General features: G+C 74.3%; 20 protein-coding genes. 18 read left to right on the top strand and 2 right to left on the bottom strand.

Annotated elements, in window-relative coordinates:
* Nucleotides 1-95 precede the first annotated feature (95 nt).
* Entirely contained in the window at nucleotides 96-2,693 is a 2,598-nt protein-coding gene (gene clpB, locus ACF073_RS21575) for an ATP-dependent chaperone ClpB (RefSeq protein WP_392072252.1), read from the top strand.
* Between the two features lie 152 nt (nucleotides 2,694-2,845).
* Here clpB and ACF073_RS21570 read toward each other — a convergent pair whose 3' ends face one another.
* On the bottom strand, nucleotides 2,846-2,986 hold the full coding sequence (locus tag ACF073_RS21570) for a hypothetical protein (protein WP_392072250.1): 141 nt from the start codon (nucleotides 2,984-2,986) through the stop codon (nucleotides 2,846-2,848).
* 528 nt (nucleotides 2,987-3,514) lie between these two features.
* On the opposite strand from ACF073_RS21570, the gene ACF073_RS21565 reads away from it, so the two are divergent.
* Complete coding sequence (locus ACF073_RS21565; protein ID WP_392072248.1) at nucleotides 3,515-4,054, top strand: YbjN domain-containing protein; 540 nt, start codon at nucleotides 3,515-3,517, stop codon at nucleotides 4,052-4,054.
* A 42-nt stretch (nucleotides 4,055-4,096) separates the two neighbouring features.
* On the opposite strand, the gene ACF073_RS21560 is transcribed toward ACF073_RS21565, so the two are convergent.
* Nucleotides 4,097-5,281 carry a pyridoxal phosphate-dependent aminotransferase gene (locus ACF073_RS21560; RefSeq protein WP_392072246.1) on the bottom strand — a complete coding sequence of 395 codons (1,185 nt, stop codon included), beginning with the start codon at nucleotides 5,279-5,281 and terminating at the stop codon, nucleotides 4,097-4,099.
* Nucleotides 5,282-5,422: 141 nt separating this feature from the next.
* Between ACF073_RS21560 and ACF073_RS21555 the strand changes: the two genes are divergently transcribed.
* The 16 genes from ACF073_RS21555 (at nucleotide 5,423) to ACF073_RS21480 (ending at nucleotide 22,869) form a co-directional block, all read left to right on the top strand.
* Nucleotides 5,423-5,797: a hypothetical protein gene (locus tag ACF073_RS21555; protein ID WP_392072244.1), complete on the top strand. Its 375-nt coding sequence runs from the start codon at nucleotides 5,423-5,425 to the stop codon at nucleotides 5,795-5,797.
* A 331-nt stretch (nucleotides 5,798-6,128) separates the two neighbouring features.
* A complete protein-coding gene (locus ACF073_RS21550; protein WP_392072242.1) occupies nucleotides 6,129-6,653 on the top strand; it encodes a DUF2617 family protein in 525 nt (174 codons plus the stop codon).
* A gap of 100 nt (nucleotides 6,654-6,753) precedes the next feature.
* Nucleotides 6,754-8,370 carry a polyamine aminopropyltransferase gene (locus ACF073_RS21545; protein WP_392072240.1) on the top strand — a complete coding sequence of 539 codons (1,617 nt, stop codon included), beginning with the start codon at nucleotides 6,754-6,756 and terminating at the stop codon, nucleotides 8,368-8,370.
* Between the two features lie 133 nt (nucleotides 8,371-8,503).
* Entirely contained in the window at nucleotides 8,504-9,343 is an 840-nt protein-coding gene (locus ACF073_RS21540; RefSeq protein ID WP_392072238.1) for an SRPBCC family protein, read from the top strand.
* 46 nt (nucleotides 9,344-9,389) lie between these two features.
* Nucleotides 9,390-10,178: an aldose 1-epimerase gene (locus ACF073_RS21535; protein ID WP_392072237.1), complete on the top strand. Its 789-nt coding sequence runs from the start codon at nucleotides 9,390-9,392 to the stop codon at nucleotides 10,176-10,178.
* A gap of 10 nt (nucleotides 10,179-10,188) precedes the next feature.
* On the top strand, nucleotides 10,189-10,737 hold the full coding sequence (gene pyrE / locus ACF073_RS21530; RefSeq protein ID WP_392072235.1) for an orotate phosphoribosyltransferase: 549 nt from the start codon (nucleotides 10,189-10,191) through the stop codon (nucleotides 10,735-10,737).
* A gap of 142 nt (nucleotides 10,738-10,879) precedes the next feature.
* On the top strand, nucleotides 10,880-11,902 hold the full coding sequence (fbaA, locus tag ACF073_RS21525) for a class II fructose-bisphosphate aldolase (RefSeq protein WP_392072233.1): 1,023 nt from the start codon (nucleotides 10,880-10,882) through the stop codon (nucleotides 11,900-11,902).
* A gap of 62 nt (nucleotides 11,903-11,964) precedes the next feature.
* On the top strand, nucleotides 11,965-13,419 hold the full coding sequence (locus ACF073_RS21520) for an MFS transporter (protein WP_392072231.1): 1,455 nt from the start codon (nucleotides 11,965-11,967) through the stop codon (nucleotides 13,417-13,419).
* A gap of 665 nt (nucleotides 13,420-14,084) precedes the next feature.
* Nucleotides 14,085-14,498, top strand: a complete 414-nt coding sequence (locus ACF073_RS21515; protein WP_392072229.1) for a DUF3151 domain-containing protein — start codon at nucleotides 14,085-14,087, stop codon at nucleotides 14,496-14,498.
* Nucleotides 14,499-14,650: 152 nt separating this feature from the next.
* Nucleotides 14,651-15,499 (top strand): tryptophan 2,3-dioxygenase family protein, encoded by an 849-nt coding sequence (locus ACF073_RS21510; protein WP_392072226.1) that lies wholly within the window; start codon nucleotides 14,651-14,653, stop codon nucleotides 15,497-15,499.
* Nucleotides 15,492-16,703 (top strand): kynureninase, encoded by a 1,212-nt coding sequence (gene kynU, locus ACF073_RS21505; RefSeq protein WP_392072225.1) that lies wholly within the window; start codon nucleotides 15,492-15,494, stop codon nucleotides 16,701-16,703. Before ACF073_RS21510 ends, kynU begins: the two co-directional genes overlap by 8 nt.
* A 323-nt stretch (nucleotides 16,704-17,026) precedes the next feature.
* Complete coding sequence (locus tag ACF073_RS21500) at nucleotides 17,027-17,944, top strand: alpha/beta hydrolase (RefSeq protein WP_392072223.1); 918 nt, start codon at nucleotides 17,027-17,029, stop codon at nucleotides 17,942-17,944.
* Nucleotides 17,945-18,542: 598 nt separating this feature from the next.
* Nucleotides 18,543-19,553, top strand: a complete 1,011-nt coding sequence (locus tag ACF073_RS21495) for an alpha/beta hydrolase (RefSeq protein ID WP_392072475.1) — start codon at nucleotides 18,543-18,545, stop codon at nucleotides 19,551-19,553.
* The gene (locus ACF073_RS21490; protein ID WP_392072221.1) at nucleotides 19,546-20,781 is read left to right on the top strand and encodes an acyltransferase; all 1,236 of its coding nucleotides are present in this window, start codon (nucleotides 19,546-19,548) and stop codon (nucleotides 20,779-20,781) included. Before ACF073_RS21495 ends, ACF073_RS21490 begins: the two co-directional genes overlap by 8 nt.
* Complete coding sequence (locus ACF073_RS21485; protein ID WP_392072219.1) at nucleotides 20,774-22,192, top strand: sensor histidine kinase; 1,419 nt, start codon at nucleotides 20,774-20,776, stop codon at nucleotides 22,190-22,192. The genes ACF073_RS21490 and ACF073_RS21485 overlap by 8 nt, the downstream gene beginning before the upstream one ends.
* Nucleotides 22,189-22,869, top strand: a complete 681-nt coding sequence (locus ACF073_RS21480) for a response regulator (RefSeq protein ID WP_392072217.1) — start codon at nucleotides 22,189-22,191, stop codon at nucleotides 22,867-22,869. The genes ACF073_RS21485 and ACF073_RS21480 overlap by 4 nt, the downstream gene beginning before the upstream one ends.
* Nucleotides 22,870-23,027 lie beyond the last annotated feature (158 nt).

The following is a 23,027-nucleotide window of genomic DNA, read 5'->3' as shown; positions in this document are numbered from 1 at the left end:
GGCTCCCCGCCGAACCTTGAGCGGAATAGACTCAACTTTGTGTACGCTGGTGAGGTCAGCGCTGGAGAGTGTGGCCGAGGAGGAGAACGGACGACGTGGACGCCGAGCTGACCAACAGGAGCCGGGACGCGATCAACGCGGCGAGCAAGCGCGCCGTGACGGAGGGGCACCCGGACCTCACCCCTGCCCACCTGCTGCTTGCTCTGCTCCAGGGGCAGGACAACGAGAACATCACCGACCTGCTGGCCGCCGTGGGCGCCGACCAGGCCGCCGTGCGCGCCGGCGCGGAGCGGATCCTCGCCGCACTGCCCAGCGTGGCCGGGTCCACCGTGGCGCCGCCCCAGCCCAACCGGGAACTGCTCGCCGTGATCGCCGACGCCGGCCGGCGGGCGCAGGAACTCGGCGACGAGTACCTCTCCACCGAGCATCTGCTGATCGGTGTCGCCGCGCAGGGCGGCGCGGCCGGCGAGCTGCTCCAGGAGCAGGGCGCCGAGGCGAAGAAGCTGCTGGAGGCCTTCCGGAAGGCCAGGGGAGGACGCCGCGTGACCACCGCCGATCCCGAGGGCCAGTACAAGGCCCTGGAGAAGTTCGGCACCGACTTCACCGCCGCCGCCCGCGAGGGCCGGCTGGATCCGGTCATCGGCCGGGACCAGGAGATCCGGCGGGTCGTGCAGGTGCTCAGCCGGAGGACGAAGAACAACCCGGTGCTCATCGGCGAGCCCGGCGTCGGCAAGACCGCCGTCGTGGAGGGGCTCGCCCAGCGGATCGTGAAGGGCGACGTGCCCGAGTCGCTGAAGGACAAGCGGCTTGTCTCGCTCGACCTCGGCGCGATGGTGGCCGGCGCCAAGTACCGCGGCGAGTTCGAGGAGCGGCTCAAGGCCGTCCTCGCCGAGATCAAGGACTCCGACGGGCAGATCATCACCTTCATCGACGAGCTGCACACCGTCGTGGGGGCCGGTGCCGGCGGCGATTCCGCCATGGACGCGGGCAACATGCTCAAGCCCATGCTCGCCCGCGGCGAGCTGCGGATGGTCGGCGCCACCACGCTGGACGAGTACCGCGAGCGGATCGAGAAGGACCCGGCGCTGGAGCGGCGCTTCCAGCAGGTGCTGGTCGCCGAGCCGACCGTCGAGGACACCATCGCCATCCTGCGCGGGCTCAAGGGCCGCTACGAGGCCCACCACAAGGTGCAGATCGCGGACAGCGCGCTGGTGGCCGCGGCGACCCTCTCCGACCGCTACATCACCTCCCGCTTCCTGCCCGACAAGGCCATCGACCTGGTGGACGAGGCCGCCTCGCGGCTGCGCATGGAGATCGACTCGTCCCCCGTCGAGATCGACGAGCTCCAGCGCGCCGTCGACCGGCTCAAGATGGAGGAGCTGGCGATCGGCAAGGAGACCGATCCGGCCTCGCGCGAGCGGCTGGAGAAGCTGCGCCGCGACCTCGCCGACAAGGAGGAGGAGCTGCGCGGCCTCACCGCCCGCTGGGAGAAGGAGAAGCAGTCCCTCAACCGGGTCGGCGAGCTGAAGGAGAAGCTGGACGACCTGCGCGGCCAGGCCGAACGCGCCCAGCGCGACGGCGACTTCGACACCGCGGCCAAGCTGCTCTACGGCGAGATCCCCGAGCTGGAGAAGGAGCTGGAGGCCGCCTCCGCCGCCGAGGAGCAGGCCGCGCGGGACACGATGGTCAAGGAGGAGGTGGGCTCCGACGACATCGCCGACGTCGTCGCCGCCTGGACCGGGATCCCGGCCGGCCGGCTGCTGGAGGGCGAGTCGCAGAAGCTGCTGCGCATGGAGGACGAGCTGGGCCGGCGGCTCATCGGCCAGACCGAGGCCGTACGGGCGGTCAGCGACGCCGTGCGGCGGGCGCGGGCCGGGATCGCCGACCCGGACCGGCCCACCGGGTCCTTCCTCTTCCTCGGTCCGACCGGTGTCGGCAAGACCGAACTCGCCAAGGCGCTCGCGGACTTCCTCTTCGACGACGAGCGGGCCATGGTCCGCATCGACATGTCGGAGTACGGCGAGAAGCACAGCGTGGCCCGGCTGGTCGGCGCCCCTCCCGGCTACGTCGGCTACGAGGAGGGCGGCCAGCTGACCGAGGCGGTGCGCCGCCGCCCGTACAGCGTGGTGCTGCTGGACGAGGTGGAGAAGGCCCACCCCGAGGTCTTCGACATCCTGCTCCAGGTGCTGGACGACGGCCGGCTGACGGACGGCCAGGGCCGTACGGTCGACTTCCGCAACACCATCCTGGTGCTCACCTCCAACCTGGGCAGCCAGTACCTGGTCGACCCGGTCCTCGGCGAGACGGAGAAGCGGGAGCAGGTGCTGGAGGTCGTCCGGGCCTCCTTCAAGCCGGAGTTCCTCAACCGCCTCGACGACCTGGTGGTGTTCTCGGCCCTGGACAAGGACGAGCTGGCCCGGATCGCCCGCCTCCAGATCGACCGGCTCGCGGCGCGGCTGGCCGAGCGCCGGCTCAGCCTGGAGATCACGCCGGAGGCGCTGGCCTGGCTCGCCGAGGAGGGCAACGACCCGGCCTACGGCGCCCGGCCGCTGCGCCGCCTGGTGCAGAGCGCCATCGGCGACCGGCTCGCCCGGGAGATCCTCTCCGGCGAGGTCAAGGACGGCGACACGGTCCGCGTGGACCGTTCCGGCGAGGGCCTGCTGGTCGGCCCGGCGACCGGGAAGACGCTCTGAGCGAGGGCCCCCGCCGCCGGGCGGGGGCGCGAGGGGCATGACGACACGGCCGGGGTGCCGGTGACGTACGGCGGTCACCGGCACCCCGGCCGTCCTCGTGCCGGGAAGGGGTGCCGCGCGTTTTGGGCGGGGCGGTGGCCCCGGCAGGCCCGCTAGGCCGGGTCGGCCAGCAGGGCGCGGGCCGCGGTCAGGTACCCCGCCTGGAAGCGGCTGTCGGCGCCCAGTTCCTGGAACAGGTCCGCGATGTGCTTGCGGCAGGTGCGCAGGGAGACGCCCAGCCGGCGGGCGATCACCTCGTCCTTGAGGCCCTCGCTCAGCAGCCACCGCCGCCGGGCCCGCGTCGCCGACGCCGGGGTCCGCGGGTGGGCCGCCCGGGCCCTGGACGGGGCGGCGGGGTGGCGGGCGGTGTCCGGGGCGGGATCACTTATACGTTGCTTTTCCTGGCCTCCCTCGGCTACTGCCGTCCGGCCCGCGTCGCTGACGCCGGGGTCCGCGGGTGGGCCGCCCGGGTCCTGGACGGGGCGGCGGGGTGGCGGGCGGTGGCCGGGGCGGGATCACCCATACGCTCCTGTCCCCCCCCCCCCGGGCAGCCCCTGCCTCTGCCCCGGCCCGCACACGGGCGTCCCGTGCGGTCCGGCCGCGGGCCGGGACGGGCGAGTCCGTCCCGCTTCGACGCGTTCCCGCCGGACGCCCACCGCAAGACCGACCGCGGGGCGGTGGCCGGCCGGCTGTCAGCTGAGGGCTGACCGGCGGGTCAGGGGTTGCCATCACCCGCCCCTCCTGGGGGAGGATGGCCGCATCCGCATGAAGGGAAGTACACGGTGAGCATCGACCCGTCCTCGATTCCGAACTTCGGGGGCCAGCCCGAACCGCAGCCGCAAGGACCGGCGGGCCCCGTCCTCCCGGATCAGGACCTGGTGAAGCAGCTTCTCGACCAGATGGAGCTGAAGTACGTCGTCGACGAGGAGGGTGACCTCGCCGCGCCGTGGGAGCAGTTCCGCACCTACTTCATGTTCCGCGGGGAGGCCGAGCAGCAGATCTTCTCGGTGCGGACCTTCTACGACCGCCCGCACAAGATCGACGACAAGCCGCAGCTGCTGGAGTTGATCGACGACTGGAACCGCCGCACCCTGTGGCCCAAGGTGTACACCCACACCCATGACGACGGCACCGTGCGTCTGATCGGCGAGGCCCAGATGCTGATCGGCACGGGCGTCGACATCAACCACTTCGTCTCCTCCACGGTCAGCTGGGTGCGGGCCGCGGTCGAGTTCGACAAGTGGCTGGTCGAGCAGCTGGGCCTGGAGCCGGAGGGCGACGGGGCCGACGACGCCGAGGAGCCCGAGGGCGACGGGGAGTAACCCGGACCCGGCCGGGTCCGGGGCGCCGCCCCCGGACCCGGTTCACAGGCGCCGCAGCCGCTCGGCGGCCTCGCGGAGGACCTCCTCCCGCTTGCAGAAGGCGAACCGCACGAACGGCGCCCCCGCCTCCCGGTCGTCGTAGAAGACCGCGTTCGGGATGGCCACCACGCCCGCCCGCTCCGGCAGGGCCCGGCAGAAGGCGAAGCCGTCCTTCTCGCCGAGCGGCCGGATGTCGGTGGTGATGAAGTACGTGCCGGCCGGCCGGAACACCTCGAAGCCCGCCGCCGTCAGCCCCTCGGCCAGGATGTCCCGGCGGGCCAGCATGCCGGCGCGGAACTCCTCGAAGTAGGAGTCCGGCAGGGCCAGGGCCTCGGCCACCGCGTACTGGAAGGGCCCCGAGGCGACGTACGTCAGGAACTGCTTCACCGAGCGGACGGCGCTCACCAGCTCCGGCGCGGCCGTCACCCAGCCGACCTTCCAGCCGGTGAACGAGAACGTCTTGCCCGCCGAGCCGATCGAGACCGTGCGCTCGCGCATCCCGGGGAACGAGGCCAGCGGCAGATGCCCGGCGCCGTCGAAGACCAGGTGCTCGTAGACCTCGTCGGTCACCACCAGCAGGTCCCGCTCCACCGCCAGCCCGGCGATCGCGGCCAGCTCCTCCCGGGTGAGGACCGTGCCGGTCGGATTGTGCGGGGTGTTGACCAGCAGCAGCCGGGTGCGGTCGGTGACCGCGGCGCGCAGCTCGTCCAGGTCGAGGCGGAAGGCGCCCTCGTGCGGCCGGAGGGTGACCGGCACCCGGGTGCCGCCCGCCAGCGCGATGCTCGCCGCGTAGGAGTCGTAGTACGGCTCCAGGGCCACCACCTCGTCCCCCGGCTCGACCAGCGCCAGCAGCGCGGCCGCGATCGCCTCGGTGGCGCCCGCCGTGACCAGCACCTCGGTGTCGGGGTCGTAGGACAGGCCGTAGCGGCGCCGCTGGTGGGCGGCGATCGCGGTCCGCAGCTCGGGGACGCCGGGGCCCGGCGGGTACTGGTTGCCGCGGCCGTCGCGCAGCGCCCGTACGGCGGCCTCCCGGATCTCCTCGGGGCCGTCGGTGTCGGGGAAGCCCTGGCCCAGGTTGATCGACCCGGTCGCCACGGCGAGCGCCGACATCTCGGCGAAGATCGTCGTCCCGAACTCGGCGAGCCGGCGGTTGAGGTGAGGACGTGCGCTGGAGGTCATGCCGGCCATCCTGCGCGCAAGCTCTGGAGTTCCTCAACTCTGCTTTGCGGCGCGTCCGGGCCGGGCATCCCCCCGGCACCGCGCGAGAAGCGGTGCGGGGCGAGGCGCCCACGGGGGGCCGCTTCGGGGGAACGAAAGGAGGGTGGCGCCATGAGTGACAACGCGATCGAAGGCATCATCCTGGCGGTGGCCGTCGTCGTGATCATCGCGGCGAGCCGGACCCGTCAGCGGCGCAGGACCCGGCTGTCGCTCGGCAAGGGCGGCGGACGGGGCCGCGGGTACCGCTCGTCGGCGTCGTCGGCGTCGGCGTCCTCGTCGGCCGCCTACGCGAGCGACAGCGGTTCGAACAGCTGGTGGGTCGGCGGCGGTGACTCCGGCTCGTCGGGGGGCCACGGCGGGCACCACGGGGGCCACTCCTGCGGCGGGTCCTCCTCCTGCGGCGGGTCCTCCTCCTGCGGAGGGGGCTCGTCCTGCGGCGGGGGCTCGTCGTGCGGCGGCGGGGGCGGATGCGGGGGAGGCGGCTGACACGGGGCAGCCGAGCTTCCGGAACGGGGGGAACCGCATCCGGAACGGCCCACCGCCGAGCGCCCGCCGGGCAGTACGTCCGGCGGGCGCGCGGCCCTGTCGGATCCGCGCCGGGCGTACGCCATGGTTGAACAGTTGAGCTGTGGAGCCCTCGGAGGGATGGAAACCCCACGAAGTTGGGTAAAAACGCTGTGGCGACGCCACTGTTCATGATTCCCTCTAAATCGCCAACGCAGCCCCTCGGACGTCCCTCGGACTCCCCACACCCGGCCGGGCCGGCCGGGCTGACATGGCCGATCTCCCCTTCCTTGCGTGTTAGCGGAGCCGATCCATGCTCACGACCCTGAACACCTCCTACACCGATACCCGCGCCGCCGACCTGGCCTGGACCCTGGGGCGCGAGCCGCTACCCGCCCTCGCCACCCGCGATCTGGAACTCGACGGCGCCAAACTCCAGTTGAGGCTGCTCGGCGCCTCCCACCAGGTGCTCCTAGAGGAGGCGTGCGGCAACTGTTCGGAGACGGTCGCGTGCATCCCCGGGTCCAGCACCCCGCTACCGCTCGGCGTCGCCAAACGGGTCGGCGACTGGGAGTACGAGTTCGCCGCCCGGGTGGAAGTCCTCACCCCCGGCTCCTTCGCCGGCCGCGCCCAGGAACTGCTCGCCCTGGTCTCCGACCACCCGCACGGCCTGGCCGGCGTCTTCCCCGGCAGCCCGCACGCCTTCACCGCGCTGCTGGCCCAGCGGTACGAGGGCCAGGTGCACTGGCGCACCTGGCACGCGTATCCGCAGGACGGGCAGCTGGTGGCCACCCGGACCCGGGTCGGGGTGCGCGCAAAGGCGGCGCAGCCTGGCTGATCACTCCTCGGCACGACATAAACCCGTCAGCTGACAAGTGCGCCCAGATCCACACGTGTGGGTGACGAAGCGTCGCGAGCGCGTGACGTAACGTCGCAGCGTGATCGAACCGCACGCACCCGCGCCCCCGGGCGCACCGCCCTCCCGGACGGGCCCCGCGCGGCTGCCCGTGCGGCCCGGGACCGGGCGGTTCCTGGTCCTCGTGTGCGTCTTCGTCTGCGCGGCCTGCGGACTCGTGTACGAACTCGAACTGCTCGCGTTCGCCTCGTACTTGATCGGCGACTCGGTCACCCAGGCCTCCGTGGTGCTGTCCGTGATGGTGTTCGCGATGGGCATCGGCTCGCTCGGCGCCAAGCGGCTGCGCTGGCACGCGGCGGCCGGGTTCGGCGCGGTCGAGACGGCCCTCGCGCTGGTCGGCGGGTGCAGCGCGATGGCGCTGTACGCGGTGTTCGCCTGGACCGCCGGCTGGGGCGGGATCTGGGCCGAGGGCCCGCGCTGCCTGCTGGTCGCGTTCTCCCTCGCCATCGGTCTGCTCATCGGCGCCGAGGTCCCGCTGCTGATGGAGCTGATCCAGCGCATCCGCCGGCAGGACGCGGGCGGCGCGGTGGCCGACCTGTTCGCCGCCGACTACGTCGGCGCCCTGGTCGGCGGTCTCGCCTTCCCCTTCCTGCTGCTGCCGTTCCTGGGCCAGTTGACCGGCGCCCTGCTCACCGGCTCGGTCAACGTGGTCGCGGGCGGCGCCCTGGTCCTCGGCCTCTTCCGCCGCGACCTCACCCGCCGCGCCCGCTGGACCCTGCTGCTCGCCGGGCTCACCGTCCTCGGCGTCCTCGCCTCCGCCGCCGCCCTCGCCGGCGACTTCGAACGGGCCGCCCGGCACGCGGTGTACGGCAAGGACGTGCGGGTGGCCGTGCGCACCGGCGTCCAGGAGGTCGTCCTGTCCGGCGGCACCGGCGGCCGGCCCCTCGGCCTCTTCCTCGACGGCCGGCTGCGCGCGGGCGGCCGGGACGAGCACCGCTACGGCGAGGCCCTGGTCGCCCCCGCCCTGGCCGGCCCGCACGCGCGCGTCCTGATCCTCGGCGGCGGCGACGGCCTGGCCGCCCGCGAGGTGCTGCGGCACGGCGGGGTGCGCCGCGTCGACGTCGTCGAACGCGACCCCGGCCTGGTCGGCCTGGCCCGCCGCGACCCCGGCCTGTCCGCCGCCAACGGCCACGCCTTCGCCGACCCGCGCGTCCACGTGGCCACCGCCGACGCCCTCGGCTGGCTGCGCGGGGCCCGCGGACCGGCGTACGACGTGGTGATCGCCGACCTGCCCGACCCCGGCATCACCGAGAGCACCAAGCTGTACTCGCAGGAGTTCTACGGCCTGACCCGGCGGGTCCTGGCCGCGGACGGCCGCCTGGCGGTGCACGCGGGCCCCGTCACCACCTGCCCCCGCGCCTTCTGGACCGTCGCCGCGACCCTGCGCACGGCCGGCTTCGCCGCCTCCCCCTACCGGGTGCCCGGCCACGACTCCGGCTTCGCGGCGGGCGCCGCCCGCGCCCCGCGCGACTGGGGCTTTCTGCTGGCGGCACCCGGGCGCACCCCGCCGCCCCTGCGGCTGGGCCGGGACCGCCCGGACACCCTGACCCCGGCCGGGCTGAGAGCGGACGCCCGGGCGGCGCGGCGGACCCGGATCGACGGGCTGCCGGCGTCCACGCTGGTGCATCCGCGCTACTGAGCGCCCGCCGCCTCCGCCTGCTCCCTCCGCCGGCCGTCACCGGCACGCCGGCCGGTGTGCAAACGGGGGTCCGGGGGACGGACGTCGGCACGGCAGGGTGAGTCCGGGCCACAACTGGGTAGGCTCCCGCACCATGGAGCACCAGGTCTTCGTCCCGGCCCCCGCCGACAGGCTCGCCGCGGCACTGGCCGACCACGTCCGCGTCGCGCGAGCGGTCCCCGGCCTGCAGCAGGACGCCGGTGCCGAACCGATCACCGGGCGGCTGAAACTCCGCGTCGGCGGACACTCCGTCACCTACCGGGGAACGGCACGGGTGACGCCCCGGCCGGACGGCACGTACGCCGTCGACGCCGACGCCGCCGAGGCGCGCGGCTCCGGCACGGTCCGGCTCGCCCTCACCCTGCGCCTCACCGACACCGACGGCGGCTGCACGGTCACGGCCGAGGGCACGGCGGACGCGTCCGGCCGGATCACCGAGCTGCCGGCGGAGGCGGTGGCCGCGGCGGCGGTCCGGCTCCTGAACCGTTTCCTGGAGGGCCTCGCGGCGGACGGGGGCGCGCGGCAGGAGCCGGCGGAGCCCGCCGCGGAACCGGAGTCCGCCGACGCCGGCCCCGCCCGCACCTCCGTCTTCGACACCGAGATCCCCGCGCCCGCCCTGGACCCGGACGTGGACGAGGGCGCGGACGTGGACGAGGGCACGGACAAGGGCGGCGTCGCCGGGTATCCCGACCGGTTCACCGGGGACTTCACCGACACCGGCGAACCGCCCGCCGAGGCCGCGCACGCGCGCCGCACGATGATCGGCCGCAGCGCCGAAGAGGTCGACCACGCCCCGCCGCGCGGCCGCTACGCCCCCGTACCGGCCCCCCAGAGCGTCACCGGGAACCAGGTGCTGCGCTGGGCGGCGCCCGCCGCCGCGCTGGCCCTGGCCTCGGCGGTCGTCGTCAGCCGGGCCCTGCGCAAGCGCCGCTGAGCCGGATGGGCCCGGCGGAGCGGAGCGGTGTCTGTAGTGTCGTCCCGTGAGTAACGACGACATCACGCTGACCGCGGGCGAAGCGGAAGTACGCGTCAGCCCCGCCGACGGCGGCCGTATCAGCGGGCTCAGGATCGGTTCCCTCGAACTGCTGCGGCAGGGCCCGCGCTTCGGCTGCTTCCCGATGGTGCCCTGGTGCGGCCGGATCCGGGACGGCCGCTTCCTGGACGGCGGCACCGTCCGCCAGATGCCGCTCAACTCCCCGCCGCACGCCATCCACGGCACCGCGCGCGACGGCGCCTGGCGCACCGCGCGCGTCACGGCGGACGAGGCGGTGATCACGTGCGAGCTGGCCGACCCCTGGCCGCACCGCGGTCGGGTCACCCAGATCGTCTCGCTCGCCGAGGACGGCCTGACGCTGACGATGTCCGTGGAGGCGTACGACGACTCCTTCCCGGCGCAGCTCGGCTGGCACCCGTGGTTCCACCGCACCCTGGACGGCGTGGACGCCCGGCTGGACTTCAAGCCCGCCTGGCAGGAGGAGCGCGGCGCCGACCACCTGCCCACCGGCAACCGGATCGACCCCCTGCCGGGCCCCTGGGACGACTGCTTCGGCATGCCCGGCGGGGTCGATGTGACCCTCACCTGGCCCGGCCTGCTGGAGCTGAAGGTGGCGAGCCGCGAGGAGTGGGTGGTGGTCTACGACGAGCAGGCCGAGGCCGTCTGCGTCGAGCCGCAGACCGGGCCGCCCAACGGCCTGAACACCTCCCCGCGCCTGGTCACCCCGCTGGACCCGCTGGAGGCCGCGACCGCCTGGAGCTGGCGCCGCCTCTAAGCTGGTCGGCATGACGGACGTACGTGGCGAGCTGCTGCAGCAGATCAAGGACAAGGCCGTGGTGCACGGCAAGGTGACCCTGTCCTCGGGCAAGGAAGCCGACTACTACATCGACCTTCGCCGGATCACGCTGGACGGCCAGGCCGCGCCGCTGGTCGGTCAGGTCATGCTCGACCTGACCGCCGAGCTGGACTTCGAGGCCGTCGGCGGCCTCACCCTGGGCGCCGACCCGGTGGCCACCGCGATGCTGCACGCCTCGCACGCGCGCGGCAGGACGCTGGACGCCTTCGTGGTCCGCAAGGCGGGCAAGGCGCACGGCCTGCAGCGCCGGATCGAGGGCGCCGAGGTCAAGGGCCGCCGGGTGCTGGCCGTCGAGGACACCTCCACCACCGGCGGCTCGGTGCTGACCGCCGTGGAGGCGCTGCGCGAGGCCGGTGCCGAGGTCGTCGCCGTCGCCACGATCGTGGACCGGGCGACCGGCGCGGCCGAGGCGATCGCCGAGCAGGCGGGCGTGCCGTACCTGTTCGCCTTCTCGAAGGATGAACTGGGTCTGGACTGACGAGCGGAATTGACCTGGACTTGACCGGCGCGTGGACCATCGGCTCAGGTCTGGAAAGATGGGGCCGACGATGACGTCGCACCCCAGGTCTAGGTCAGGGCCGTAACGCAGAACGCCAACCCGCAACTCAAGGAGCGGACAGATGCCCATCGCAACCCCCGACGTCTACAACGAGATGCTCGACCGGGCGAAGGCAGGCAAGTTCGCCTACCCGGCCATCAACGTGACGTCCTCGCAGACCCTGAACGCGGCCCTGCGCGGCTTCGCGGAGGCGGAGAGCGACGGCATCGTCCAGATCTCGACCGGCGGGGCCGAGTTCCTCGGCGGCCAGTACAGCAAGGACATGGTGACGGGCGCGGTGGCCCTCGCCGAGTACGCGCACATCATCGCCGAGAAGTACCCGGTCAACATCGCGCTGCACACCGACCACTGCCCGAAGGACAAGCTCGACGGGTACGTGCGTCCGCTGCTCGCGCTGTCGAAGAAGCGCGTCGACGCCGGTCTCGGCCCGCTGTTCCAGTCGCACATGTGGGACGGCTCGGCCGAGACCCTCGCCGACAACCTGGAGATCGCGCAGGAACTGCTGGAGCAGGCCCGCGCCGCCCAGATCATCCTCGAGGTCGAGATCACCCCGACCGGCGGCGAGGAGGACGGCGTCTCCCACGAGATCAACGACTCCCTCTACACCACGGTCGACGACGCGATCCGCACGGCTGAGGCCCTCGGCCTCGGCGAGAAGGGCCGCTACCTGCTGGCCGCCTCCTTCGGCAACGTGCACGGCGTCTACAAGCCGGGCAACGTCGTCCTCCGCCCCGAGCTGCTGAAGGAGCTGAACGAGGGCGTCGCCGCCCGGTTCGGCAAGGAGTCCCCGTTCGACTTCGTCTTCCACGGCGGCTCCGGCTCCTCCGAGGAGGAGATCGCCACCGCGCTGGAGAACGGTGTCGTGAAGATGAACCTCGACACCGACACCCAGTACGCCTTCACCCGTCCGGTCGCCGGTCACATGTTCGCGAACTACGACGGCGTCCTGAAGGTCGACGGCGAGGTCGGCAACAAGAAGGCCTACGACCCGCGCACCTGGGGCAAGCTGGCCGAGGCGTCCATGGCCGCGCGTGTCCTGGAGGCCACGCAGCACCTGCGCTCTGCGGGCAACAAGATCAAGTAAGCGGTACCCCCAGCGGGCCCGGCGGCTGTCCATGCCGCCGGGCCCGCTGTATACCTGGGAGCATGCCCGACGTCCGGATGGCCTCGCCGCAGGGCAAGTGGATCCTGCTGACCACCGTCCTCGGCTCCAGCATGGTCCTGCTGGACTCCACCGTCGTCAACGTCGCCCTGCCGCGCATCGGCCGCGACCTGGACGCGGGCCTGAGCGCCCTGCAGTGGACGGTCAACGCCTACATGGTCACGCTGGCCGGGCTGATCCTGCTCGGCGGCTCCCTCGGCGACCGCTACGGCCGCCGGAAGGTCTTCGTCATCGGGGTGGTCTGGTTCGCCACCGCCTCGCTGCTGTGCGGCCTGGCCCCGACCTCCGGCATCCTCATCGCCGCCCGTGCGCTCCAGGGCGTCGGCGGCGCCCTGCTCACCCCCGGCTCGCTCGCGCTGATCCAGGCGTCCTTCCATCCCGACGACCGCAGCAGGGCGGTCGGCCTGTGGTCCGGCTTCGGCGGGATCGGCGCCGCTGTCGGCCCCTTCCTGGGCGGCTGGCTGGTGGCGGGACCCGGCTGGCGCTGGGTGTTCCTGCTCAATGTGCCGCTGGCGCTGCTCTGCGTGCCGGTGGCGCTGCGGCATGTGCCGGAGTCCGCCGACGAGCGGGCGCACGGCCGCTTCGACATCCTCGGCGCGGTCCTGGGCGCCCTGGCGCTCGCCCTGGTGACGTACGCGCTCATCGAGGCGCGGGCCGGCTCCCTCGCGGTGACGCTGAGCGCGGTGGCGGGCGTCGCGGCGGCGGCGGCCTTCGTGTACGTCGAGCGGCACCGCCCCGACCCGATGCTCCCGCCGGGCATCTTCGCCTCGCGCCAGTTCACGGCGGTCAACCTCGTCACCCTGTGCGTGTACGCGGCCTTCGGCGGCTTCTTCTTCCTCACCGCGCTCCAGCTCCAGGTGGTGGCCGGCTACTCGCCGCTGGCGGCCGGTACGGCCCTGCTGCCCACCACGGCCCTCATGCTGCTGTTCTCGTCCCGCTCGGGCGCCCTCGCGGACCGTACCGGGCCGCGGCTTCCGCTGACGGTGGGCCCGCTGCTGTGCGCGGCGGCGATGCTGCTGATGCTGCGGGTGGGACAGCACGCGGACTACCTCACCGACGTGCTCCCCGCGCTCCTCGTGATGGGCACCGGCATGGTCGTCCTGGTGGCCCCGCTGACCGCCACGGTCCTCGCCTCCGTCGACACCGCCCGGGCGGGTCTGGCCAGCGGCATCAACAACGCGGCGGCCAGGGCGGCGGGCCTGATGGCGGTGGCGGCGCTGCCGCTGCTGGCCGGCATGGGCCCGGAGGCGTACCGCTCGGCCACGGCCTTCGACGCGGCCTTCGACCGGGCCATGCCGATCTGCGCGGGTGTCCTGGTGCTGGGCGCGGTCCTGTCCGCCACCCTGGTCCGCCGCCCGGCCCCGGGCTGCGTGCGGCCCGAATGCAGACAGCACGGCTGCGTGACGACTCCGCCCCTGGAGCGGGTGAGCCACCCGTAGCCCGGACTGACCTCACCGCCAGGGTCACGGGGAACTGCGCGACCGCCCCCGCCGGACGGCCCGCCCGCGCCGGGGGTGGCTGTGAGACCCCGGTGCGGGCGTCGCCGCCAGGGGCGCGGGGAACTGCGCGACCGGCCTCGCCGGACGGCCGGCCCGTGCCGGGGGTGGTTGTGAGGCCCCGGTGCGGGCGTCTCCGCCAGGGGCGCGGGGAACTGCGCGACCGGCCTCGACGGTGCGGCACCCGTAGGTCGGCCGGCCCGTGCCGGGGGTGGTTGTGAGGCCCCGGTGCGGGCGTCGCCGCCAGGGGCGCGGGGAACTGCGCGACCGGCCTCGACGGTGCGGCACCCGTAGGTCGGCCGGCCCGTGCCGGGGGTGGTTGTGAGGCACCGGTGCGGGCGTCTCCGCCAGGGGCGCGGGGAACTGCGCGACCGCCCCCGACGGTCGCCGCACCCGCAGGTCGGCCGGCCCGTGCCGGGGGTGGTTGTGAGGCCCCGGTGCGGGCGTCGCCGCCAGGGGCGCGGGGAACTGCGCGACCGGCCCCGACGGCGCCGCACCCGCAGGACAGCCCGCATGCGCCAGGTGCCCCACGTGCCGGGTGCCCACACGCGTCCGGGGCCGGTCGGGCCGCCACGGCCGACCGGCGGCGGGTGCGCGAGACTGGTCCCATGACGATTCACGAGAACCTCCTCGGCGGCCCGCCCCCCACGCACCTGCCCGACGACCCGGAGCCCCGTCAGCTGCTCGCGCAGGGCACCGCACCGGCGGAGGTGGCCGCCAAGTACCCGACCTCCTCCCTCGCCTGGGCCCAGCTGGCCGACGACGCGTTCGAGCGGGGCGCGGTCGTGGAGTCGTACGCCTACGCCCGTACGGGCTACCACCGCGGCCTGGACGCCCTGCGCCGCAGCGGCTGGAAGGGCCACGGCCCGGTGCCCTGGGAGCACGAGCCGAACCGCGGCTTCCTGCGCGCCCTGCACGCCCTCGCCCGCGGCGCCCAGTCGATCGGCGAGCAGGAGGAGTACGAGCGCTGCTCGCAGTTCCTGAAGGACTCCTCGCCGACGGCCGCCCAGACCCTGGGCTGACCGGCACGGACGTCACCGGTGTGGCCCGTCTGGCAGCGGACGGGCCTTGCCGTACCCGGGGGCATTGCGGAGGATGCGGGGTGGGGACCGGGGCCCCCGTGCCGGCATCGGCAGGGGCGGACCGCTACCCGGAGCAACATCAGGAGACAGCGATGTCCCAACAGGCTCACCCCCCTTTCGAGGCCGCTGAGCCCGAGACCCCGAATCTCGACTTCGCGGGGACGACGCCGTACGAGGACTACGTCAAGGCCGACGTACTCACCCATCTCCAGCACACCCTCTCCGACGATCCCGGAGAGCTGGTCTTCCTGGTGACCACCCAGGTCATGGAGCTGTGGTTCACGGTGATCGTGCACGAGTGGGAGACGGCCGCGCAGGCGCTCCGCTCGGAGGACGTGCCGACCGCGATCGCCGCGCTGAAGCGTTCCGTACGGGAACTGGAGGCCCTGAACGCCTCCTGGAAGCCGCTCGGCCAGCTGACCCCGGCGCAGTTCAACTCCTACCGCTCCGCCCTCGGCGAGGGCTCCGGCTTCCAGTCGGCGATGTACCGGCGCCTGGAGTTCCTGCTCGGCGAGAAGTCCGCGTCCATGCTCGTACCGCACCGCGGCGCCCCGCGCGCCCACGCGGAACTGGAGAAGGCGCTGCACGAGCCGAGCCTGTACGACGAGGTGGTACGGCTCCTCGCCCGCCGCGGCCACCCCGTCCCCGCGTCCGTGCTGCGCCGGGACGTCACCCAGCGGTACGAGCACTCGGACGCCGTCGAGGCGGCCTGGGCGGAGATCTACTCCGGCGACCAGGACGGTGAACTCGCCCGTCTGGGCGAGGCGTTGAGCGACGTGGCCGAGCTGGTGTGGCGCTGGCGCAACGACCATCTGGTCGCCACCCGGCGCGCGATGGGCGCGAAGACGGGCACGGGCGGCTCGGCCGGCGTGGCCTGGCTGGAGAAGCGTGCCCGCAAGAACGTGTTCCCCGAGCTGTGGACGGCGAGGTCGCATGTCTGAGCTGGCCCTGGACGCAGAGAAGCTGGACGCGGCGGACGGACTCGCCGCCCTGCGCGAGCGCTTCGTCCTCGACCCGGTGTCCGAGCACGCGCCCGACGCCACGGGTGTGTACCTGGATGGCAACTCCCTCGGCGCCCTCCCCGCGCACGTGCCCGGCCGGGTGGCGGACGTGATCCGGCGCCAGTGGGGCGAGCTGCGCATCCGTTCCTGGGAGGAGAGCGGCTGGTGGACGGCGCCCGAGCGGATCGGCGACCGGATCGCCCCGCTGGTGGGCGCCGCGCCCGGCCAGATCGTCGTCGGCGACTCGACGAGCGTCAACGTCTTCAAGGCGCTGGTGGCGGCGGTCCGGATGGCGGACCCGAGCCGTGACGAGCTGCTGGTCGACGCGACGACCTTCCCCACGGACGGCTACATCGCCGAGTCGGCGGCCCGGCTGACCGGCCGCACCCTGCGGGCGGTGACCCCGGCCGAGGTGCCCGGGGCGCTGGGCGAGCGCACGGCCGCGGTGCTGCTCAACCACGTCGACTACCGCACCGGCAGGCTGCACGACCTGCCCGCGCTCACCGCCGGGATCCACGCCCGCGGCGCCCTCGCGGTCTGGGACCTGTGCCACAGCGCGGGCGCCCTGCCGGTCGGCCTGGACGAGCACGGCGTGGACCTCGCGGTCGGCTGCACCTACAAGTACCTGAACGGGGGCCCGGGTTCGCCCGCGTACCTGTATGTGCGCCGGGAGCTGCAGGACCGCTTCGACTCCCCGCTGCCCGGCTGGAACTCGCACGCCGAGCCGTTCGGCATGAGCCCGTCCTACACCCCGGCACCGGGCGCCCTGCGCGGCCGGGTCGGCACGCCGGACATCCTCTCCCTGCTGGCGCTGGAGGCCGCCCTGGACGTCTGGGACGGGGTGTCCGTGGATGCCGTGCGCGCCAAGTCCCTCGCGCTGACGGACTTCTTCCTGCGTTGTGTGTCCGCGTACACCGAGCCCGGCCGGGTGGAGTGCCTGACCCCCGGACGGCACGCGGAGCGGGGCAGCCAGATCGCGCTGCGGTGCGCGGACGCGGGTGAGGTGATGAAGCGCCTGATCGCCCGGGGCGTGGTGGGCGATTTCCGCCACCCCGACGTCCTCCGCTTCGGCTTCACGCCGCTGTACGTGGGCTTCCGGGACGTGGAACGGGCGGCCCGGGCACTGGGGGAGGAGCTGGCCTGACGGAGTGCCGGCGCGGGAGGGCGGGGCTTCCCGTCCTCCCGCGTCTTCCCTCTCCCGTACTGGCCTCCCCGTACTGGCCTCCCTGTACTGGGCTCCCCGTACGGGCCTTCCGTGCCGGCCTCCGCAGCGGGCACGCGGCGGGTCATGGACCGTTCGTCCCTCACCGCGTGTCACATCCCCGTATCCCCGCACGTCACCGGCCTGGTACCGTCCCCGCCAACGGCCGATGTCCCACCTGGTCCGCCACAGCCTCCCCCCCCCCCCCCGTGCCGAAGGCCGGGGAGGTACCCCCCCATCGCCCATCGTCGCTGAGAGGTTGGAGCATGCCGGACGACGCCGCCGCTGCCCGCGCCGCCGCCGAGGAGGAGTCGGCCTTCTCGCATCCGCCGGTCGACCCGGACGTCACCGCCGCCTACGGCGACCACCCCGACCAGGTGATCGACTTCTACGCCCCCCGCCCCGGCCCGGAGTCCGCCGCCCCGGCCGCCGCCCCGCTGGTCGTCGTCCTGCACGGCGGTGCCTGGCGGGCCCGCTACGACCGCCGCCACATCACCCCGTTCGCCGGCTTCCTGGCCCGCCGGGGCTTCGCGGTGGCCAACGTCGAGTACCGAAGGGGCGGCGAGCCGCTGATCCCGGGGCAGCAGTCGGGGGAGGGGGCGCCGGCCGACGCCACGCCGCCCGCCGGGCGCTGGCCCGACACGTTCGACGACATCGCCGCGGCCCTGGACGCGCTCCCCGCGCTGGTCCGTGAGGCGCTCCCGCAGGCCGACCCCCGCCGTACGGTGCTGACCGGCCACTCGGCGGGCGGCCACCTGGCGCTGTGGGCAGCGGCCCGCCATGTCCTGCCGGCGGACTCCCGGTGGCGCACCGGCGGCCCGGCGCTGCTGCGCGGCGTCGTCGCGCTCGCCCCGATCGCGGACCTGGAGGCGGCGGAGAAGCTGGCGGTGTGCGGACACGCGTCCCTGCAACTCCTGGGCGGGCATGGCGTTTTCGCCGAGCGCCGCGCGTACGCGGACCCGGTCCTCCTGCTGCCCACGGGCATCGCCACGACCCTGGTCCAGGGCCGTGCCGATCTGGAGGTGCCGCAGCAGGTGGCGGAGTCGTACGCGGACGCGGCGGCGAAGGCGGGCGAGGTGGTCGGGCTGACCCTTCTGGAGGACGTGGGCCACTTCCCCCTCATCGACCCGGCGGCCGACGCCTGCGCGGTGGCGGCGGAGGAGATCGCCCAACTGGCCTGGTAGCAGTACGGATCGGGGCCGTCGCCGTCTTCGCTGGAGGGCGGACCCGGTGATACCCGTAGTACCTGAGAGCTACCCGGCAGGACAGCTCCCTGGCGGGACGCCGGTGACACCCGTCTCTCCGTAACTTCCTTCTCAGTCAAGCCCGATGGCCGGGCTCTCTGGAAGGAAGCCACCCATGGGGCAGACACCGCAGCGGTCCACAGCCGCGCAGACCTCACCAGCGAACAGCACAGGTCGACCGTCCCGCCAGAGAGCCCTCCCGCAGCCGCAGCCGCGGTCGCGGTCGCTGTCGGAGCCGCAGCCGCAGCCGCGGTCGCGGTGGCAGTCGCAGTCGCAGCCGCAGCCGCAGCCGCTGTCGCTGTCGGCGGAGCCGCACCGCAGGGCCCTCTCGCTCCCGCGCGCGGGCCTCCCGCGGTCGCCGACGGCGCATGCGCCCCACGAGGGCCACCCGCGGCCGACGACGAAAGCCGCACGGGTGATGCGGGTGGGAAACCGATCCCGGCAGGAGGCGGGGCACCCACCCACCGACCCGCTCCCGAGCCCGAACCCGCACCCGAAGCCCCGCCGCCCCCGCCCGGCCCGGCAAAGGCTCCGTACGCTGCTCGCCGCCGCCCTCACCGCCGCCATCGTCCTTCCCCTCGCCGGCGCGGCCCGCCCGGAGATCCCCGCCCCGCCGCCCGCTCCCGCCGCCCACGCCCCCCTCACCCCTTCCACCCTGCACTCCGCCTACGCGGCGAACCGAGCCAACGCCGACGCCGCGGCCCGCATGGCCGCCGCCCACGGCGACACCGGCCGCGCCGCGGCGGACCGCGCCCTCGTGGCCCCGTCCCGCCACCTCCTCGCCTTCGACGGCCGGGGCGCCGGCCAGGCCACGGAGGTCCTCGGCGACCTCGCGCACGCCGACCGCATCGCCGTGCTCGTCCCCGGCTCGGACACCTCCCTTGACACCTACACCCGCTTCCACCGCACCGCCGCCGCGCTGTACGCGGAGCTCGGCCGGCGGGCCGCCCCGGGCACCCGTGTCGCCGTCATCGCCTGGCTCGGCTACGAGACCCCGGCCACGGTGAGCACCACGGTCACCACGACCACCCGCGCCGACGAGGCCGCCCCCCGCCTGCGCGCCTTCCTGCGCCGCCTGCACACGGCCGTCCCCGCGACCGCCCGCCTCACCCTGGTCTGCCACTCCTACGGCTCCGTGGTCTGCGGCCGGACGGCCCCCGGTCTGACCCCGGACGACGCACACGCCGTACAGGGGGCGGCCGACGCACACGCCGCACCTCGCGGGGCCGCCGCACACGGCCCGGACGACATCGTCCTGATCGGCAGCCCCGGCACCGGCGCGGACTCCGCCGCCGCCCTGCACACCCGCGCCCGGATCTGGGCGGCCCGCGGAAGCGGCGACTGGGTGGCGCACGTCCCGCACCTGAGCGCCGGCCTCTTCGGCACCACCGTCGGCTTCGGCACCGACCCCGTCTCCGCCGCCTTCGGGGCCCGGGTCTTCGACGCGGCCGGCGCCGGCCACAGCGGCTACTTCACCCCGGGCTCCGCCGCGCTCGCCAACCTCGCCCGGATCACCCTCGACGAGCCCTCGGAGGTCACCCGTGCCTGAGCCCTCCCGGCGTACGCGCCGCCCCGCCGCCCGCCCCGTACGCCGCGCGCTGCTCGCCCTCCACCGGGGCGCCCACCGGGTGGACGCCGCCACCCCGGCCTCCCGCGACCGTGCCGTGGACGCGCTGCGTGCCTGCGCGATCCTCGGGGTCGTGCTGGGCCACTGGCTGGTGACGGCGCTGGTGGCGAAGGACGGCGCGCTGCACACGGTGAGCCCGCTGCAGGCCATGCCGTGGCTGGCCCCGGTCTCCTGGCTGTTCCAGACGCTGGCCGTGTTCTTCCTGGTCGGCGGTCATGTGGCGGCACGCGGCCTGGCCACGGCCCGCGCCCGGGGCGACTCCTACGGCCGCTGGCTGCGCGCCCGCCTGAGCCGCCTGCTCCGCCCGGTCGCCGCGCTGCTGGCCCTGTGGGCGGTGGCCGTCACCGCCCTGCTCCTCGCCGGTGCGCCCCTGTCCACGGTCCACACCCTGTGGAAACTGGCGCTGTCCCCCCTGTGGTTCCTGCTGGTCTTCGCCGCCCTGACGGCCGCCACCCCGCTCGTCGCCCGGCTGCACCCGCTCTGGCCGCTCGCCGTCGTCCTCCACGTGGACCTGCTCCGCTTCGGCCTGCACCTCGGCCCGTCCTGGCTCGGCTGGGCCAACCTGGCCGCCGGCTGGCTGGTCCCGTACACGCTGGGCGCGGCCTGGGCCCGGGGCGAACTGGACGGCCGCCGCCCGGCGCTGGCCCTCTTCCTCGGCGGTACGGCGGCCACCGCGCTCCTCATCGGCTGCGCGGGATACCCGGCGTCCATGGTCGGCGTCCCCGGCGGCGCGGTCTCCAACCTGAACCCGCCGACCCTGGCGGCCGTCACGTTCGGCCTGGCCCAGTGCGGGCTCGCGCTCCTGCTGCGCGACCGGCTGCGCCGGGCGATGGCCCGCCCGCTCGCCTGGGCGGCGGTGGCGCTGGTCAACCTGTCCGCGATGACGATCTACCTCTGGCACCAGACGGCCATGACGGCGGTCACGGCCGCGGCTCTGCCGGCCGGCCGGCTGCCCGGTCTGCACACCGCACCCGACGCACCGGCCTGGGTGGCCTGCCGCCTCGCCTGGCTGCCGCTGTTCGCCCTGGTACTGGCCCTGTGCCTGGCGGCCTTCCGGCACCATGAGCAGGGCCGTCGCCGCCCGCTCGACCGCGCCTCCCGGGTGGTCCGCCGCCACCTCCCGCCGACGAAGTCCCCGCACCATGCCTAAGGTTGATCACGTGCAGCCCGCGGACCCGAACCCCACCCCCACCCCCTCCGACGGCCGGCACACCCCGACCCGCCCCGTCCATCCCACCCGCCCCACCCGCCTGCGCCGGCTGCGCACCTGGCTGGGCGAAGCCCCCTCCCGTTGCGCCCCGCCCCTCTCCAAGTACCGCTGGCTCAGGCTGATCTCCTACCTCCTCCTCGGCTGGCTGGCCCTGGGCATCGGCCTCACCGGCCCCCAGGAGGTCTCGGGCTCCTACGGGCTCACCTGGTCCGACGCCTTCCTCATCGTCCTTCCCCAGGCAGCCGCCATCGTCCTGGCCATCCGGCGCCCCTTCGTCGCCTGGGCCGTGTCCCTGACGGGTGCCACGACCACCGCCCTGCTCGCCCGCCCGCACCTGACGGCGGTCCCCGACCCGGGCCCCAACTGGCCGTGGTCCGTCCACGCCCTGCTGGCCCAGGCGGCCGTCCTGCTGCTCCTCGCGCTGCGCGTCCGGCTGCGCGGCACGGTCGTCGCGCTCACCGTGACGGTTCTCGTGACCCTGGTCCTGCAGGGCGGCATGGCGACGGGGCGGTACTCCGGCACCGGCACGCTGGCCGTGGCCCTGTTCGTCGTCGTCGCCCTCATAGGGGCGGCCCTGCGCAGCCGCAGCGAGGCCCGTAGCGAACTGGTCCAGCAGACGACGATCACCGCCGAGGAGCGGGCCCGGCGCACGCTGCTCGAGGAGCGCAGCCGGATCGCCCGCGAACTGCACGACGTGGTCGCCCACCACATGTCGGTGATCTCCATCCAGGCCCAGGTGGCCCCGCACCTGGTGGAGCGCCCCTCCGACGAACTGCTGGAGAACCTGGCCGGCATCCGCAACAACGCGCTGGAGGCGCTCACCGAACTGCGCCGGGTGCTCGGCGTGCTGCGCTCCGAGAACCCCGAGGACCCCTACGGCCTGGGCGGTCCCGGGACCGGTGCCGCCCCGGACGCGCCGCAGCCCACGCTCGACCGGCTGGACGCGCTGATGGAGAACACCCGCGCGGCGGGCCTGGACGTGAGCGCCGAAGTCGTGGGCGAGATACGGCCGTACGCTCCGGGGGTGGAGCTGTCGGCGTACCGGATCGTGCAGGAGGCGTTGAGCAACGCCCTGCGGCACGCGCCCGGGTCCCGGGTGCATGTCGAGGTCGGGCACTTCCCCAACGGCCTGCACCTGCTGGTGACCAACTCGCCGCCGCTGCACCCCGTCCCGCCCTCCCCGGGCGCCGGACACGGGCTGCTCGGCATGCGCGAGCGCGCCGCGATGCTCGGCGGCCATCTCGTCGCGGCCAGAACCCCGGGCGGCGGCTTCAACGTCACGGCCTTCCTCCCCGGGGACCTCACCCCGGACCCGGCCGACACGACACCGACAGGAGAAGAGACACCATGACGAGCGGTGCCGGCAGCATCCGGGTGATCATCGCCGACGACCAGCAGATGGTCCGGCAGGGTTTCACCGTGCTGCTCAACGCCCAGCCCGGCATCGAGGTGATCGGGCAGGCGGTGGACGGCCGGGACGCGATCGCCCGGACCGCCGAACTGGCCCCGGACGTGGTGCTGATGGACATCCGGATGCCGGAGCTTGGCGGCATCGAGGCGACCCGCCGGATCGCCGCCGACCACCCCGCCGTCAAGGTGCTGGTACTGACCACGTTCGACCTGGACGAGTACGTGTACGACGCGCTGCGGGCGGGCGCCTCCGGCTTTCTGCTCAAGGACGCCTCGGCGGACAAGCTGGCCGAGGCGGTGCGGGTGGTGGCCGCGGGGGACGCGCTGCTGGCGCCCGGCATCACCCGCCGGCTCATCGCGGAGTTCTCCCGCCTGGACGGCAGCGGCCGGGTCCCGCTCAAGCGCCGCGTCGGCGATCTCACCGAGCGCGAGACGGAGGTGCTGGCGCTGATCGCGCAGGGCCTGTCGAACGCGGAGATCGCCGAGCGGCTGTTCGTGGCCGAGCAGACGGTGAAGACGCATGTGGGCCGGATCCTGGTGAAGCTGGGCCTGCGCGACCGCACCCAGGCGGCGGTCTTCGCCTACGAGTCCGGTCTGGTCCGCCCCGGGGCGCACTGACCGCGGGCCGCCCTGGGCACCCTGGCCCCGCTTCTCACCGGCGCCGGGTCCCTGTCCTTCCCGTAGTACCTGAGAGGGATCCCGGAGGACCCCTCTCCAAGGGGACGACCGCGCGTCCGCCCGCGCCTACCGTTTCCCTTGTGACCGAGACGACGACG

This window comes from Streptomyces sp. NPDC015171, from assembly GCF_043079545.1.
GTDB lineage: Bacteria > Actinomycetota > Actinomycetes > Streptomycetales > Streptomycetaceae > Streptomyces.
This window is presented reverse-complemented; position numbering and strand designations above follow the sequence as displayed.

What these genes read in the sequence shown, in the direction of transcription:
- ACF073_RS21515 (WP_392072229.1), top strand. Translation starts at nt 14,085, where the DNA reads ATGACGATTCACGAGAACCTCCTCGGCGGCCCGCCCCCCACGCACCTG.
- ACF073_RS21510 (WP_392072226.1), top strand. Translation starts at nt 14,651, where the DNA reads ATGTCCCAACAGGCTCACCCCCCTTTCGAGGCCGCTGAGCCCGAGACC.
- ACF073_RS21480 (WP_392072217.1), top strand. Translation starts at nt 22,189, where the DNA reads ATGACGAGCGGTGCCGGCAGCATCCGGGTGATCATCGCCGACGACCAG.
- ACF073_RS21520 (WP_392072231.1), top strand. Translation starts at nt 11,965, where the DNA reads ATGCCCGACGTCCGGATGGCCTCGCCGCAGGGCAAGTGGATCCTGCTG.
- ACF073_RS21500 (WP_392072223.1), top strand. Translation starts at nt 17,027, where the DNA reads ATGCCGGACGACGCCGCCGCTGCCCGCGCCGCCGCCGAGGAGGAGTCG.
- ACF073_RS21560 (WP_392072246.1), bottom strand. Translation starts at nt 5,281, where the DNA reads ATGGCCGGCATGACCTCCAGCGCACGTCCTCACCTCAACCGCCGGCTC.
- ACF073_RS21540 (WP_392072238.1), top strand. Translation starts at nt 8,504, where the DNA reads ATGGAGCACCAGGTCTTCGTCCCGGCCCCCGCCGACAGGCTCGCCGCG.
- pyrE (WP_392072235.1), top strand. Translation starts at nt 10,189, where the DNA reads ATGACGGACGTACGTGGCGAGCTGCTGCAGCAGATCAAGGACAAGGCC.
- fbaA (WP_392072233.1), top strand. Translation starts at nt 10,880, where the DNA reads ATGCCCATCGCAACCCCCGACGTCTACAACGAGATGCTCGACCGGGCG.
- ACF073_RS21550 (WP_392072242.1), top strand. Translation starts at nt 6,129, where the DNA reads ATGCTCACGACCCTGAACACCTCCTACACCGATACCCGCGCCGCCGAC.
- ACF073_RS21485 (WP_392072219.1), top strand. Translation starts at nt 20,774, where the DNA reads ATGCCTAAGGTTGATCACGTGCAGCCCGCGGACCCGAACCCCACCCCC.
- ACF073_RS21555 (WP_392072244.1), top strand. Translation starts at nt 5,423, where the DNA reads ATGAGTGACAACGCGATCGAAGGCATCATCCTGGCGGTGGCCGTCGTC.
- kynU (WP_392072225.1), top strand. Translation starts at nt 15,492, where the DNA reads ATGTCTGAGCTGGCCCTGGACGCAGAGAAGCTGGACGCGGCGGACGGA.